Source organism: Caulobacter sp. GW821-FHT09A05 (assembly GCF_059418465.1).
In genome coordinates, this window is sequence record NZ_JBWKPX010000006.1 from 175,382 (window position 1) to 189,607 (window position 14,226).

At 69.7% G+C, this 14,226-nt stretch carries 8 protein-coding genes; 2 read left to right on the forward strand and 6 right to left on the reverse strand.

All coding sequences use genetic code 11. The annotated features are described in order from the left end of the window. Positions 1-189 precede the first annotated feature (189 nt). Complete coding sequence (locus tag AC07NX_RS08285; RefSeq protein WP_494640741.1) at positions 190-2,532, forward strand: GH92 family glycosyl hydrolase; 2,343 nt, start codon at positions 190-192, stop codon at positions 2,530-2,532. 6 nt (positions 2,533-2,538) lie between these two features. Here the strand turns inward: AC07NX_RS08285 and AC07NX_RS08290 are convergent, their stop codons facing one another. The 4 genes from AC07NX_RS08290 to AC07NX_RS08305 form a co-directional block, all read right to left on the reverse strand. Continuing rightward, positions 2,539-3,516, reverse strand: coding sequence for a DUF6624 domain-containing protein (locus AC07NX_RS08290; RefSeq protein WP_494640743.1), 978 nt, complete (start codon positions 3,514-3,516; stop codon positions 2,539-2,541). 93 nt (positions 3,517-3,609) lie between these two features. Beyond that, positions 3,610-5,001: a tyrosinase family protein gene (locus AC07NX_RS08295; protein WP_494640745.1), complete on the reverse strand. Its 1,392-nt coding sequence runs from the start codon at positions 4,999-5,001 to the stop codon at positions 3,610-3,612. Between the two features lie 75 nt (positions 5,002-5,076). Further along, the gene (locus tag AC07NX_RS08300; protein WP_494640885.1) at positions 5,077-7,560 is read right to left on the reverse strand and encodes a glycosyl hydrolase 115 family protein; all 2,484 of its coding nucleotides are present in this window, start codon (positions 7,558-7,560) and stop codon (positions 5,077-5,079) included. Between the two features lie 779 nt (positions 7,561-8,339). Then, positions 8,340-9,014 carry a YiaD family glycine zipper/OmpA-like lipoprotein gene (locus AC07NX_RS08305; RefSeq protein WP_494640747.1) on the reverse strand — a complete coding sequence of 225 codons (675 nt, stop codon included), beginning with the start codon at positions 9,012-9,014 and terminating at the stop codon, positions 8,340-8,342. 245 nt (positions 9,015-9,259) lie between these two features. Between AC07NX_RS08305 and AC07NX_RS08310 the strand changes: the two genes are divergently transcribed. Then, complete coding sequence (locus AC07NX_RS08310) at positions 9,260-10,195, forward strand: isopenicillin N synthase family dioxygenase (protein WP_494640749.1); 936 nt, start codon at positions 9,260-9,262, stop codon at positions 10,193-10,195. 276 nt (positions 10,196-10,471) lie between these two features. Here the strand turns inward: AC07NX_RS08310 and AC07NX_RS08315 are convergent, their stop codons facing one another. After that, a complete protein-coding gene (locus AC07NX_RS08315) occupies positions 10,472-12,142 on the reverse strand; it encodes a TadE/TadG family type IV pilus assembly protein (protein ID WP_494640751.1) in 1,671 nt (556 codons plus the stop codon). 106 nt (positions 12,143-12,248) lie between these two features. Continuing rightward, a complete protein-coding gene (locus AC07NX_RS08320) occupies positions 12,249-14,084 on the reverse strand; it encodes a M2 family metallopeptidase (RefSeq protein WP_494640753.1) in 1,836 nt (611 codons plus the stop codon). Positions 14,085-14,226 lie beyond the last annotated feature (142 nt).

Consider the following 14,226-nt stretch of genomic DNA (forward strand, 5'->3'; position numbering starts at 1 on the left):
CGACGGAGGGGGAGTGATCGGCCGATGGCTGCAACCCGGATCGACGATCCCAAAACGCCCCCCACCGGCCTTCGGCCGCCCCCACGGGGGGAGGGGCTGGACGAGCCGGGTCCTACCCGACCTCCCAAATCGGATGACGTCCCGCCTTGCCAGCCGCTAGGGTCGCGGCGCCCCTCGTAGGAGAATCCCATGCGTCTTGGATTGGTGCTGACCGCGATTGCCGCGCTCGCCGTATCTCCAGCCTTCGCCCAGGACGCCGCCAAGACCCCCTACCAGGCCGTCGACCCGTTCATCGGCACGGGCGGCGACGGCCACACCTTTCCCGGCGCGGTGGCCCCGTTCGGCATGGTCCAGCTCAGCCCCGACACCGACATCCTGCCGTTCAAGCAGAGCTACGCCCGCGCCGCCGGCTACCGCCATGGCGATCCGACGATCCTGGGCTTTTCGCACACCCACTTCTCCGGCTCGGGCCATTCGGACCTCGGCGACGTGCTGCTGGCCCCGGTCTCGGGCGAGGCCAGGCTGGAGCCCGGCCAGGCCGACAAGCCCGGCTCGGGCTACCGCTCGCGCTTCAGTCACGACGGCGAGGTGGCCCAGCCTGGCTACTACGCCGTGACCCTGACCGACAGCCAGGTGCGGGCCGAGCTGACGGCCGGTCTGCGCACCGGGATGCACCGCTACGCCTACGCCAAGGGGGCGCGGGCCCAGGTGCTGCTGGACCTGCGGTCTTCGATTTACAGTTATCCGGGCAAGGTCAGCTGGTCGCGGATCCGCGTCGCCGAGGACGGCACGGTGACGGGGATGCGCGAGACCCGCGGCTGGGCGCCGGGCCGCCAGCTCTATTTCGCCATCCGCTTCAGCCGGCCGCTGGCCGGCAAGGCGCTCTACAACACGGAAGCCGACGTCCCCTACAAGGGCTTCGCCCAGCCGGGCCGCACGCCGTTCGACCGCGCCCAGATGGAGGGCCGGGCGCTGGTCGGGGTCTTCGACTTCGGCGTGATCGACGGGCCGCTGGTGGCCAAGGTCGCCATCTCGTCGGTCAGCGAGGACAACGCCGTCCTCAACCTTTCCAGCGACGAGAAGGCCTTCGACTTCGACGGCCTGCGGGCCCGCACCCGGGCCGACTGGGAGAAGGCCCTGGGGGCGGTCGAGATCGCCGCCCCGGCCGACACGCGGACCAATGTCTACACCGCCCTCTACCACGCCCTGCTGGCCCCCAGCGTGTTCAGCGACGTCGACGGCCGCTATCGCGGGCCCGACAACGAAGTGCATGTGGCCCGGACCTCGGAAGGGAAGGGCTTCACCTTCCACTCGACCTTCTCGCTGTGGGACACCTTCCGCGCCGAGCACCCGCTGCTGACCCTGGTCCAGCCCGAGCAGCGCACCCGCGACATGGTCAATTCGCTGATCGCCTCGCAACAGGAGAGCCCCTACGGGATCCTGCCGGTCTGGCAGTTCCACGGCCAGGAGACCTGGACGATGATCGGCTACCACGCCGTGCCGGTGATCGCCGACGCGTACCTGAAGGGCATTCGCGGCTTCGACGAAAAGGCCGCCCTGGATGCCATGGTCAGGAGCGCCACCTACGCCCCCTATGGCGGCCTCGGCGATTACATGGCCCTCGGCTACGTGCCGATCGACAAGGAGCCGGAGGCCGCTTCGAAGACCGTCGAATACGCCTATGACGACTGGACCATCGCCCGCATGGCCAAGGCCATGGGCCGCGACGACGTGGCCGCCGCGTTCGAGAAGCGGGCCGGGAACTGGCGCAACAGCTTCGACGTCAAGACCGGCTTCCTGCGGGCCAGGAAGAGCGACGGGACGTTCCGCACGCCGTTCGACCCCACGGCGATCAACTATGGCAGCGACTATACCGAGGGCAACGCCTGGCAATATTCGTGGTTCGCGCCCCAGGACCTGGGCGGGCTGGTCGGGCTGATGGGCGGCGACGCGGCCACCGTCCGGAAGCTGGACGCCATGTTCGACTTCGACAATTCCAAGCTCGACTACTCCCACGCCGAGGACATCGCCGGCCTGATCGGCCAGTACATCCACGGCAACGAGCCCAGCCACCACGTGGCCTACATGTACGACTACGCCGGCGCCCCCTGGCGCACCCAGGCGCGGCTGACCCAGATCGTCAAGAGCCAGTACCGTCCCACGCCGGACGGCCTGTCGGGCAATGACGACCTGGGCCAGATGTCGGCCTGGCTGGTGTTCACCTCGCTGGGCTTCTACCCGGTGGCGCCGGGCTCGAACGAATATGTGATCGGTCGGCCGTTCGTGGAGCGGGCGGTGCTGAACCTGCCGAACGGCAAGCGGTTCACGGTGCGGGCCGTGGGGCTTTCGGACGCCGCGCCCTATGTCGGGGCGGTCACGCTGAACGGCCGGCCGCTGACGCGAAGCTTTCTCCGCGACGCCGAGATCCGGGCCGGCGGCGAGCTGGTCTTCACCATGAGCGCCACGCCGAACAAGGCCTGGGCGACGGCGGCCAAGGATCGGCCGATGTCGATGACGGGCTATGGGAAGTAGGGGGGGTCAGGAAGCCTTGAAGTTGGCGCAGATCGTCTTGAACTGGGCCTTGTATTCGGCGATCGGGCCCAGGTTGAACTCGGCGCGGCGCGCCTCGAGCCCCTCTGGAGCGGCCACCGGATTCGGCTCCCACGCGCCAGGGCCAACGCATCGCCCTTGGGTGCCGAAGGTCTGGGGCTGATGGGCGTTCATGGCCACGCGGTCGGTGAGATAGGCGTAGTTGATCCGTCCCTGCTGGCCGGTCTCCCGGGCCAGGATCGGCAGGACGGCGCGCTGGAAGTCCGGATCGCGGTCGGCGTGTTGCAGCAGCAGCCAGGCCTTGTCGCTGGCGTCCTGGCCGTCGCGCGCGGCCGTGAACCAGCCCGACGCGCGCCATTCGGTCTTCAGCCAGGCGGTGTTGGCCGCGTCGACGCCGCACAGCCTCGCGGTGAAGGGACGCTGAACCATGTCCCGCATCGGGCCCTGCGGCAGGGCCCAGACATCGTGCAGGGTGTGGCGCAGCGCCTGATCCTGAGCGACACGGGCGTAGAGTTCGCGGCGACGCGGATCGGTCTCCGTCCGGGCGGAGACGGCGGCGGCTCGCGCTCCGTCATAGAGGGCCAAGCCGACGTCCTCGCCGTTCAGCACCTTGGCGACGCGGGCGTAGAGCTGGTCGCGCCGGTCGTTGGCCGCCTTCCAGTCGGCGCGCCAGGCGGCGGCGTCGGGAGCCTGGAGGGCGCTGGCCAGGCCCTGGCGCACGAAGGCCTCGGCCTCGGTCTCGCAGGCGCCGGGCGTGGCGGCCAGGCGGGCCGAGACCGTCTCGTCCACCTCCCGGCTCAGGGCCTTCACCGGCTCGTCGCCCAACCGTTCGCGCAGGGCGCCGTAGTCGAAGGCGCGGGCCGCGGCGGGGTCGTCCAGCAGGGGCGCCACCGGCGACGGGGCCGCGGTCGCCGCGACCAGCGCCAGGGCGCCGGTCGCGCCGGCCAGACGGAGAAACGGAGTCATGGTCACGCCTTCGCCCGCAATCAACTCTCGGTGGCAAGCTCCCCCATGGCGCGATCCAGGTCAAGCTTCGGCCGGCGCGGAAGCGGCGAGGCCTCACCGCGCCGGCGTCGCCGCCTGCACGCTGAAGTCGCCGATGGTGATCGCCGGGCCCTTGGGGGCGTTGGCGCCGTCGACGCGGACGAACGACACCACCAGCTGGCGAAGCTGTCCCGGCGAGAGGCCGCGCAGCACGTCGGTGGCCGGCAGGACCAGGCGGGCCTTGCCCTCGGCCCCGCCGCCATGGCCGGCGTGCTCGCCGCCCTCGGCGTGGTGCAGGGCGCCGGCGATCTCGAACGCCCCGACCGTGCCGATCAGGTGCTTCTCCTCGGGCGCGCCGCCGGTGGCGGGCAGGTTGACATAGACCTTGTAGAAATAGCCGCCGTCCTTGCCGACCTCGGTCAGGGCCACCTCGTCGAGCACGACATTGAGCTCGGTCGGGGCGGGGCCGCGCGGCGGGGCGGCGGCCAGGGCGCCGGCCTTGAGCCGGCCCTGCGGCCCCAGGGGCACGCTGACGCTGAACGAGCGGTCGTCCAGGGTCAGGGCGCCCTGGCTGTCGCCCAGCGAGACCACGCCGTCGAGGGCCTTCTCGCCGTTCATCGGCACGGCCCGCAGCATCGGACGGGCCGGGGTCCTGAAGACGGGCGGCCGGGGCAGGCGCTCGTTGTCGTAGACGTAGCCGAGCGTGGAGGTGGTGTCGCGGGTCTGGATCTTGGCCATGCCGGGGCTGGCGCCGTAGACGAAGGCGCCGTTCCAGTAGGGGTCGTTGGTCGCCGGCATGGTCCGCCCGCCGCCGGCGCTGATCCAGGCGCACCACAGCCGGTCGATATTGCCGTGGTGGACCCAGAAGATCGGGTCCTGCGGCGACTGCAGGGTGGGCATGAAGCCGCCGATGATGTTGTGCACCGGGTTGTGGGGCACGCTCTCGATCTGCGGCTCCATCGGCGAGGGCCAGTAGCGCGGGAAGTTGACGTACTGCGGCTGGGTGAAGCCGTAGCCCAGGGCGGCGGCGACGTTGGTGTTCTTGCGCTGGGTCCACAGCGGGTTGCCGCCATCGCCCGGGGTGGTGAACTCCTTGGGCAGGTTGGGATTGGCGAAATAGTCCCAGTACGGAAGGTTGAAGGCCGGGTCGCCCGAGATCGCCCGGACCTGCTGCTCGAACCGGAAGATGTAGCCCCGGTGCCAGGTCAGGAAATAGGGCTGGCCGTGCGGGCAGAAGTTCTGGTGGATGTTGGCCCAGTAGAACCAGCTGTTGGGATCGTTGGCGTTGGTGTTGGCCCGCATCGCCTTCACGGCGGCGACGAACCTGGGGTAGGACGGGCTGTTGACGAACACCGGCCAGGCCACGCGCGTGCGGTACGGCGCGGCCAGCGCCTGGCCCGCGCCCAGGCTCGTGGAAACCCCGGCCGCGGCGAGACCCGCGCCCAGCATCGTGCGTCTGTCGAGCATATCGCCCTCCCCTTGTGGGCGACGATGATAACCCTCTTTGGTTGTGTTTAGAAGGGCGCTCGCCGAAAAGTTCGCTCAACGGCGCCGGAAGGCCAGGGCGTCGACCAGGACGCCGGGCTCCCGCGCGGTCAGGACCACCCGGTGCGAGCCGCCCGCCAGGCTCAGGCCGCTGGTCGTCGCCAGGCGTCCGTCCAGCACGCCCTGGGCCCAGGCCGCGTCGCCGGGCTCGCGCCGGACGGCGATCTCGGCGGGCGGCCCGTCGTCGACGGTCACGGCCAGGCGCAGGGCCCCGCCGGCGACGAGCGGGAAGGTCGGGATCAGGTCCAGGGACAGGGTCCAGTCGCCGGGCGGCAGGGCGACGTCATAGGCCAGGGCTCCGCCCGACGGACCGCTCCGCAGCGCGCCCTCGCCGCGGCCCAGGCCGTCGACGCGGGTCCAGCCGCCGTTCGCCGCGACCGACTCCGCCTGGACCACGATCGGCGTGGCGGGATCGGGCTTGGCCGGGGGCGGCGGAGCGGATGGTCCCGGGTCGGCCTCGACCAGGGACGGGGCCGGCAGGACCGGCGGGGTCAGGCGGAACGACTTCCACTGGCCGTCGGCCGGCTCCACGGCCATCAGGCCGCGCCATTTGCCGCCGGCGATCCCGGTGTTGTAGCGATCGGTCAGGGCCGCCAGCTCTGCGTCGGCCCGGCGGGCCAGGGCCCCGCGCCGTCGCGCCTCCAGCGGGGCGGCGTCGGCCAGGCGGTCATGGGCCTCGGCGTCGAAGAAGCGGTGATTGGCCGCCGCCGCGGCCTTCACCGGATAGGCCACCAGCTCGAAGAAGGCGTCCTGTCGCTCGGGCTCCAGCCGCGCGCCGACGGCGTCGACCCGGACGGCCAGGGCGTCGAACGCCGCCAGCCGGGCGGCCGCGGCCTCCAGCGACAGATCGCTCATCCGCGGCTTCTGGCCGGGCAGCCACCACTGCAGGTGCTCGGGCTTGCGCTCGAAGTTCAGGCCGTGCCAGCGGGCCATGAGGTCGGCGATCTCCGGCCCGGCCTCGGGGCCGAATTCCCGCGCCGCCCAGTCGGTCAGGAAGCCCCGCCAGCCGGCCTTGCGAAAGCCGTCGATATCCCAGGCCATGGCCAGGAACAGTTCGGTGTTGATCTCGGCCGGCTTCAGGTCGCCGACATTGGCCACCCACAGCCGCCGGGCGCCCAGGTCATAGGCCTGGCCCATCTGCTGCTCGATCAGGGCCGGCGGGGTGGTCGACAGCCAGATGTAGGACAGCGGCGCGCCCAGATAGGACAGGTGGTAATAGACCCCAGAGCCGCCGGCCCGCCGGCGCTCGGCCGCGTCGGGGAACTGGCGGATATAGCCGAAATTGTCGTCGGGCCAGACCAGGGTGACGTCGTCGGGGACCGTCAACCCGCCGCGATAGACGTCCAGCACCTCCTTGTAGGGCGTGAACACCTGGGGCGCGTCCTTCAGGCCGCGCTCGGCCAGCAGCCGGCGCTGGTCGGCGAAGATCCTTTCCAGCAGCGCCTTGCGGCCCGCCAGGCTGTCGGCCCCGACCATGCCGCTGTCGTGGATGCCGCGCATGCCCAGGGTGTAGAGGTTCTCGTACCCGCCATTGGCCTGGACCCGCTCGCGCCAGTAGGCCAGCACGCCGCCGGGATTGCGGGCGTAGTCGTAGTCGACGGCCGAGGCCTTCCACTCGCCGACATTGTTGCGCAGCATGGGCTCGGCATGGGACGAGCCCATGACGATGGCGTAGCGGTCGGCCAGACTTGCGTTGGAGAGCCTGGCGTTGGCCGGGTCGCCGTTGAACGGGGCGGTGGTCGGGTGCATGGCCGGCCACAGGGTGTTGGCCTTCAGCCGCAGCAGCAGGTCGAAGACCTTGGCGTAGGTCTTCGGCCCGATATTGCCGGTCTCGGGCTCGAAGGTGCGGGCCGCCCAGGGCTGCAGGCCCCAGTCCTCGTCGTTGAGGAAGACGCCGCGATACTTGACCGACGGCGGGCCGAAGCGGCGGGTCCCGGCGGCGACGTACAGCCGGTCGCGGCGCGGCGGCGGCACGTCGGCCCACCAGCGCCAGGGCGAGACGCCGATGGCCCGCGACAGCTCGTAGGTCCCATAGGCGGTCCCGCGCCGGTCGCCGCCGACGACGACCAGGGCGCGCGGCACGCCGGGAGCCGGGCGCTCGACCACGGCGATCATGAAGCTTTCCCAGGCGCCCTTCAGGTCGCGGACGTCGAGGCGGTGGGTCGCGACCAGCCGGTCGATGGCGGGGTGCCGGCCCAGGGTCCCGATCCAGACCTGGGGCCGGCCGGTCGCGGCCTCGCCCAGGCGGCGAACGGCGGGCGCCCGGCCGGTGACGGCCTCCAGGTCGCCGGCCAGGCCTTGGGCGGCCAGGCCGACGACCGGCGCGTCGTCTGGAGCCAGCACCAGGTCGGTGACGCCGTCGGGGGAGGCCAGGGCGAAGGCCTTGGGCGCCGGGCGGTCCAGGACCCAGTCGGGCGTCGCGGCCAGGGCGAGGGAGCCCCACAGGAGGACGGCGAGCAGGGTCGCGATCCGGGCGATCACCGCCAGCAAGGTCAGCCTCCCTTTGGTTTAAGTGAGTTATTCCAAAAAATGGGATGAAATTTCATATGATGCAATAACTCTCCCTCTCCCGGAGGGGAGAGGGTGAAGAAGAGCGTCGATGCTCGGCGGATAGAGAGCAAAGCCTAGTGATTCCAAGGCTCTAATTTTTCTCGACCCGACTTGGTCCTCCCCCTTCGAACCACCCTTATCCTGATCTCACCTGAAGGCACGGGGAGGGCGCACGTACGGCGACCGATGCGGCCTTCGGGGGTGGACGAGCGGGAAGGCTTGTCCGCCGCGCTTCCTCGGAAGCATCCCGGGTTGGTCCGCGGCAGGTTCGCCTCAGTCGCGACGAAGCTTCAGCGCCCGGGACAGGCGGATATGGCCGGCAGGCCCGGGCTGAAATCGCCCGGGCGGTCCAGGGTGAGCCAACACCCTGCCCGTCGGGGGCCTCCATCGGGGCGGGTTAAGAATCCGCGACCCGAAGGCTTCCGGATAACGGCTCCACGCGAAGCGTTCGGACTTCGTCGAAACGGTATTCAAAACTGCAAATCATCCGGGCGAGGCCCGGGCGCTTCGCACCCTTCCCATCAGCTCAGCGGGTTTCCGCGTGAGGGCGAGAGATCGCGCCCGTGAACACTTCCCCCACCTGACCGCTTCGCGGTCTGTCCGCCCCCATAGGGGGCGGAGCCGCACGGCTCTTCCCCCTCCGGGGGAAGACGATCGCGAAGCGATCCGTAGGGGGCAAGCGGCCCTGGCCGCCCGCCCCGTCGGGCGCTCTACCGCGTCAGCGGCCGCAGGATGATCTCGACCCGGCGGTTCTGGGCGCGGCCTTCGGCGGTGTCGTTGGAGGCGATCGGCTGGCGCTCGCCCTGGCCGGCCACGAAGACGCGGTCGGGCAGCACCCGGCCGGGGCCGGTCAGGTAGCCGGCCACCGAGCTGGCGCGGCGCTCCGACAGGGTCTGGTTGTAGTCGTCCGGACCGCTGCTGTCGGCGTGGCCGACCACGTCGATCGTGGTCTGGGGATAGGCGTTCAGCGTGCGGGCCACGTCGTCGAGCACGCGGGTGAACTGGGGCTGGACCTCGGACTTGTCGACCGCGAAGGTGACGTCGCTGGGCATGACCAGCACGATCTGGTCGCCGTTGCGGCGGACCATCACGCCCGAGCCTTCCAGGCTGCGGCGGAAGTCGGCCTGCTGGCGGTCCATGTAGTTGCCGACGGCGCCGCCGGCCAGGGCGCCGATGCCCGCGCCGATCAGGGCGTTCTTGCGGCCCTGCTCGCCCTTGTTGGTGTTGGTCAGATAGCCCAGGGCCGCGCCGATGCCGGCCCCGGTCAGGACCCCGGTCCTGGTGTTGTTGCGCACCGGCATGCCGGTATAGGGGTCGGTGGTGGTGCAGGCGGCCAGGGCGAGAACGCCGGTCAGGGCCAGGCCGATGGCGGTTTTCTGGATCATGGTCGGTTTTCCCTCTTCGGGCCGTTCCGCGAGCTTGATCTGTCGCGGCGGCGTGTGATGCTCGTGGGGCAGAACGCCCCGTCCATGGTCAAGTTCCTACACGACGCATGACCCGGGGATGAACAGCGACTTCGCCCCGCCCGTTTCCAGCGGCCCGGGGACTCGCCCCAGGGCCAGGCGCAGTTGGCGCTTTGGGCCTGGGCGGTGTAGTAAGTCTCGTCTTACTAACTTCGAGGCCCACGCCCGTGTCCGCATCCGCCATCGAACCCGTCTCGTTCACCCTGTATTCGAAGGACTTCGACAGGTTCGCCCAGGCGCTGGGCGCGTCGTTCCAGCGCTACGGCTTCGCGGTGATCTCGGACCACGACCTGCCCCAGGCGCGCATCGACGCGGCCATCGCCGACGCCAAGGCCTTCTTCGCCCTGCCCGAGGCGACCAAGCGCCAGTACGCCGGCGTCAAGGGCGGCTCGCGCGGCTACATCCCGTTCGGCATCGAGACCGCCAAGGGCGCCGACCACTACGACCTGAAGGAATTCTGGCATGTCGGCCGCGACCTGCCGCCGGGCCACCCGTTCCGCGCCACCATGGCCGACAACATCTGGCCGGCCGAGATCCCCAGCTTCCACCACAATGTCGGCTGGCTGTACGGCGCGCTCGACAGCCTGGGCGTGCGGGTGCTGAAGGCGATCGCCACCTATCTGGAGCTGGGCCGCGACTTCTTCGACCCGACGGTCAAGGACGGCAACAGCGTGCTGCGCCTGCTGCACTATCCGCCGATCCCCAAGGACGCCACCGGCGTGCGGGCCGGGGCCCATGGCGACATCAACACCATCACCCTGCTGCTCGGCGCGGAAGAGGGCGGCCTCGAACTGCTCGACAGGAACGGCGACTGGCTGCCGATCAACCCGCCGCCCGGCTGCGTGGTCTGCAACATCGGCGACATGCTGGAGCGCCTGACCAACCACGTCCTGCCCTCGACGATCCACCGGGTGGTGAACCCGCCGCCGGAACGCCGCGGCGTGCCGCGCTATTCGACGCCGTTCTTCCTGCACTTCGCGTCGGACTACCTGATCAAGACCCTGCCCAACTGCGTCACGGACGAGAACCCGGACCGCTATCCCGAGCCGATCACCGCCGACGCCTTCCTCCAGCAGCGCCTGCGCGAGATCAAGCTGGCCTAGGGGCCTGGCCATGATCAGTGGCCCCTCGAGCGGGGCGGCGCCTTCAAGGATTTGATTTCGTTGTCATCCCGGAAGCCTCGCAGAGGCTGTCCGGGACCCAGGGCCGGCGTACTGCGGTGGCCCCCGGGTCCCGGGTCTACGGCCCGCTCCGCGGCCCTCCGCCCGGGATGACAACGGCAAGGACCGGTTTCAAGGGAGTCCGGAGCCGCGGCCAGCGGCTAGCCGGAGGGCGCCGCCAAAACAAAAAGCCCCGGAGGATCGCTCCGGGGCTTTTTCCTATTTGGTGATCCGCAGGTTCTGGATCGAGCCGGCGATGGTGTTGAACACCGAGGTCAGCTCGGCGGCGTCGGTGACGTCGTAGTACATGTCCAGCTTGGTGGCGCAGTTCTGCAGGATGGTCTTGGAGTGGCTGGAGACCCCCACGCCGATCGCGTAGATTTGCACCCCCTCGGCCTTGGCGTTTTCGCAGACCAGTTTCTCGCGGCTGTCGATCGCGTCGCGGCGGTTGGTCGCCGTGGAACTGGTGGTCAGGGCCGTGCCGCTGGCGTTCTTCAGGCGGCCCTGGGCGATGTAGCCGTAGCCCGTATAGACCGAGTTGTTGGGGTTGTTATAGGTGTCGTTGGTGTTGTCGCCGTCGGTCAGCAGCACGATCACCTTGGTGGTCTTCTGGCCGTCGGTGGTGGTGGGATTGACGCCGTCGGCGAAGGGCGCGTTGTTCGACAGGGTGTGCCAGCCCCAGACCAGGCCCATGGCGACGTTGGTGTTGCCGTTGGCGACCATCTGGCCGAGCTTGGTCTTGACCTTGTCCCGGTCGGTGGTCGTCCGGACGTTGGTCAGGCGCATCAGGCTGGTCAGGCCGCAGCCGGCGTTGGGGCCGTAGCTGGTGCCGGTCTTGGCTTGGCTGAGCACGTTGTTCTTGTTGTTCGTGCCGTATTTGGCGACCGGCGTCGACCGGCTGCTCCAGGCGGTCGCCGAGGTGCCGCTGGGCGAGACCCCGTCCGGCAGCCAGTTGTTCATGATCGGATAGGACGTGCCGGTGGTCCGGGCGTCGCGATAGCGCGTCGAGCTGGACTGGTTGACGCCGACCGTATTGTCGTCCGGTTCGTCGGGCGCGAAGAACGGCACGAACAGCGAGGCGGGCGTCGTGCTGGTCGGCGCGTCGTCGGTGACGTCGTAGGGCGCGGGACGGCTTTCGACGCAGCCGCCCCAGGTCAGGCCCAGGTTCGACAGCAGGGTGAAGCGGTTCTGGTTGGTCGCGAACACGTCGGTCCCGTAGCCGGTCGTCGGCATCTTTCCGGCCATCCAGCTCTCGTTCTGGTAAATCGAGCCGACATTGACGGTCATCGAGAACGGCACGACGCTGATCTTGACCGCGTCGGTCTCGCTGGCCCGGGCCGCGGCGGCGGCCAGGACGTCGACCAGCGACTTGGAGGCGTTGATCAGGGCGTCGATCTTCCTGGTCCCGGAGCCCAGGGGGCTGGCCATGGAGCCGGTGTTGTCGAGCACCAGGGCCACTTCCAGCTTGTTGACCGAGCGCATCACGGTGGCGCCGGCCGAGACGTTCGCGTCGCCGCTGCTCCAGAGATTGGAAATGATCGGCTTGATCGTCACGTTCTGGACCGTGCCGACCACGGTGTTGTTGTCGCCCAGGGCGAAGGTCGAGTTGGCGGCCGTCAGGGGCACGCCCAGGCCGGCCATCTCGGTGGCCAGGGCCGCGTCGCCGATCGTGTCCAGATCGGCGTTGGTGGTCGCGGTGGAACGGGCGGCCATCAGGGTGGCCGCGTCGAGGGCGTCCTGCAGCTGTCGCTTCTGGACGCTGGCGCGGCTGAGGTCGATCAGGCCGAAGGCGAGGATGGCGATGGGGATCAGAAGCAGCGCGAACTGCACGGCGATAGCCCCGCGCTCGTCGTCGCGAAGGCGCGCCGCAAGGCGTTTCCACATGGTCATGACAAGGCCCGACTCCCCAGAGATCGGACATTATCGCCAAGGACGGTGAACGGGCCGCAAACGACGATGGTGAATCACCGCCGTCGTTCGGCCCGCCCCGGGACGTCTACCAGCCGCAGGACTGGCCCTTGTTCTGCTTGATCAGCCAGGCGTTCAGCGGCGCGAAATAGTCGGCGATCGCGCTGGCGTCCAAGTCCTTCTCCCCGGTGAAGGCCTCCAGGGCTTCGGGCCAGGGCCTGGACTGGCCCATGGCCAGCATCTTCTCGAACTTCTCGCCCACCGCCTTGTCGCCATAGACCGAGCAGCGGTTCAGCGGACCCCTCCAGCCGGCCTGGCGGCAGGCGGCCCGGTAGAACTGGAACTGATAGACCTGGGCCAGGAAGTAGCGGGTATAGGGCGTGCTGTCGGCGACGTGGAACTTGGCGCCGGGGTCGAAGGCGTCGGCCGGGCGCGGTCCGGGCGGGGCGACGCCCTGGTACTGGGTCCGCAGCTTCCACCAGGCGTCGTTGTAGTGGGCGGGATCGACCTGGCCGGAGAACACCTGCCAGCGCCACTTGTCGACCAGCAGGCCGAACGGCAGGAAGGCGATCTTGTCCATCGCCATCTTCAGCAGGTACGGGATGTCGGCGTCCGCGCCGGGCGCGGCGTCGATCACCCCGATCTGCTTGAGATAGGTCGGGGTCAGGGCCGACAGGCCGACGAAGTCGCCGATCGCCTCATGGAACCCGTCGTTGGCCCCGCCCCGGAACAGATAGGGCTGGCCGGCATAGGCCCGCTGGTAGAAGTTGTGCCCCAGCTCGTGGTGCACCGTATAGAAGTCGTCGGCATTGACGCGGGTGCACATCTTCACCCGGATGTCCTGGTCGTTGTCGACGTCCCAGGCCGAGGCGTGGCAGACCACTTCGCGATCGCGAGGCCGGGTGATCATCGACCGCTTCCAGAAGGTGTCCGGCAGCGGCGCCATGCCCATCGAGGTGTAGAAGCCCTCGCCGGTCTTCATCATCTTCGTCGCGTCATAGCCCTTGGCCTCCAGCGACTGGGTCAGGTCGTAGCCGGGGCCGGCGACGCCCTGCGGCGCGGCGATGTCATAGATATTGCCCCAGGCCTGGGCCCACATGTTGCCGGTCAGGTCGGCGCGGATCGGGCCGGTCCTGGGCTGAACGGCGTCGCCGTACCGGGCGTTCAGCCGGCCGCGCACATAGCAGTGAAGGTTGCTGTAGAACGGCGCGACCTGGGCCCACAGGGCGTCGGTCTTGGCCGCGAAGGCGTCGGGCTCCATGTCATACCACGAGCGCCACAGGGCCCCGGTGTCCTTGTAGCCCAGCTCGACCGAACCCTCGTTGGCCAGCCTGACCAGCTGGGGATAGTCGGCGGCCATCGGCCTGGCCACCGCGTGCCAGGCCTCCCACATGGCCTTGATCTTGGCCGGGTCGCGTTCGGTGCGCAGGCGGTCGTCCAGGTCGTCCAGCGTCAGGGTCTCGCCGTCGATCGTCACCTTGCCGGTCGAATAGAGCGCCCGCATCCGGGCCTGGACGTCGGCCAGTTCCTTGGCCGCGCCGGGCCGGTCGGAAGCGGGCAGGACCAGGCCGGCCTTCAGCAGCTTCAGCTTGCGGCGCGTGACGGGATCGACCTGCGTCCCGTCGAAGCGGGCGGCCTGCTTGGCGTACTTCACCGCCAGGGCGTTGGCTTCGGCGTCGACCTTGGCGTTCAGCCAGTTGGTGTCGTCGGTGATGTAGGTGGCCTGCACCCAGGCCATGCGGGCGGCGTATTCGCCCATGGCCATCAGGTCCTTTTCGGCCAAATCGACGAAGGCCCTGGCCTCGTCGGCCGACGGCGCGGAGGCGACGGGCGTGGCTGGGGCCTGGGCCTGGACGGCGGGCGCGGCCAGGACCGTGGCGCTCAGGGCCAGGACCGCACAGGCGGCCAGCAGGCGGGACTTCATCGGAGCCTCCCAGACTTCGGCGATCCCTGAAGGATCCGGACGCCGCATGGGAGGCGGCGCGGGCTCATGCGTCAAGGCCACGGGGGCGCGACGCCCCGTCCTTTTGGAAAAAGCCGCGAGAGCTGCTATATCCCCGCCTCGA

Bases quoted from the DNA above. Each gene is read 5' to 3' on its own strand.
- AC07NX_RS08305 (WP_494640747.1), bottom strand. From the start codon at position 9,014: ATGATCCAGAAAACCGCCATCGGCCTGGCCCTGACCGGCGTTCTCGCC.
- AC07NX_RS08315 (WP_494640751.1), bottom strand. From the start codon at position 12,142: ATGACCATGTGGAAACGCCTTGCGGCGCGCCTTCGCGACGACGAGCGC.
- AC07NX_RS08290 (WP_494640743.1), bottom strand. From the start codon at position 3,516: ATGACTCCGTTTCTCCGTCTGGCCGGCGCGACCGGCGCCCTGGCGCTG.
- AC07NX_RS08295 (WP_494640745.1), bottom strand. From the start codon at position 5,001: ATGCTCGACAGACGCACGATGCTGGGCGCGGGTCTCGCCGCGGCCGGG.
- AC07NX_RS08320 (WP_494640753.1), bottom strand. From the start codon at position 14,084: ATGAAGTCCCGCCTGCTGGCCGCCTGTGCGGTCCTGGCCCTGAGCGCC.
- AC07NX_RS08285 (WP_494640741.1), top strand. From the start codon at position 190: ATGCGTCTTGGATTGGTGCTGACCGCGATTGCCGCGCTCGCCGTATCT.